At 66.4% G+C, this 684-nt stretch carries 1 protein-coding gene; it reads right to left on the minus strand.

The window, feature by feature from the left end:
• Position 1: 1 nt before the first annotated feature.
• The gene (locus Sya03_RS30675; protein WP_203941951.1) at positions 2 to 643 is read right to left on the minus strand and encodes a response regulator; all 642 of its coding nucleotides are present in this window, start codon (positions 641 to 643) and stop codon (positions 2 to 4) included.
• Positions 644 to 684: the final 41 nt, after the last annotated feature.

Genomic DNA, 684 nt, shown 5'->3' on the forward strand with positions numbered 1-684 from the left:
CTCAGTGTGGGTGTTCGGCGAGGAGTTTGGTGGCCAGGACGGCGGCTTGGGTGCGGCGTTCGAGGCCGAGTTTGGCCAGGAGGCTGGAGACGTAGTTCTTGACGGTTTTTTCGGCGAGGAACATGCGGGCGGCGATTTCGCGGTTGGTGAGGCCTTGGGCGACGTAGTCGAGGATGCGTTTTTCTTGTTCGCTGAGGGTGCGTAGTTCGTCGGGTTCGTCGGCGCCGTGGCGGATGCGTTCGAGGACGCGTTGGGTGACGGCGGGGTCGAGCAGGGATTGGCCGGCGGCGACGCGGTGGACGGCGTCGATGAGGTCGGTGCCGCGGATTTGTTTGAGGACGTAGCCGGCGGCGCCGGCCATGATGGCGGCGAAGAGGGCTTCGTCGTCTTCGTAGGAGGTGAGGATGAGGCCTTTGATGGTGGGGTCGATGGCGCGGATGTCGCGGCAGACGTCGATGCCGCTGCCGTCGGGCAGGCGGCCGTCGAGGATGGCGACGTCGGGTCGTAGGGCGGGGATGCGGCGGGTGGCTTCTTGGGCGGAGGCGGATTCGCCGATGATCTCGATGTCGCCGGTGTGGGTGAGGAGGTCGGCGATGCCTCGGCGGACGACTTCGTGGTCGTCGAGGAGGAAGACTCGGATCATGTCTTGTGTGTACTCGGTGGGGGTGGGGTGGGCACAGGGCC

Origin of the sequence: Spirilliplanes yamanashiensis (assembly GCF_016863475.1) — a bacterium.
Classification (GTDB): domain Bacteria; phylum Actinomycetota; class Actinomycetes; order Mycobacteriales; family Micromonosporaceae; genus Spirilliplanes; species Spirilliplanes yamanashiensis.

What these genes read in the sequence shown, in the direction of transcription:
- Sya03_RS30675 (WP_203941951.1), bottom strand. Translation starts at nt 643, where the DNA reads ATGATCCGAGTCTTCCTCCTCGACGACCACGAAGTCGTCCGCCGAGGC.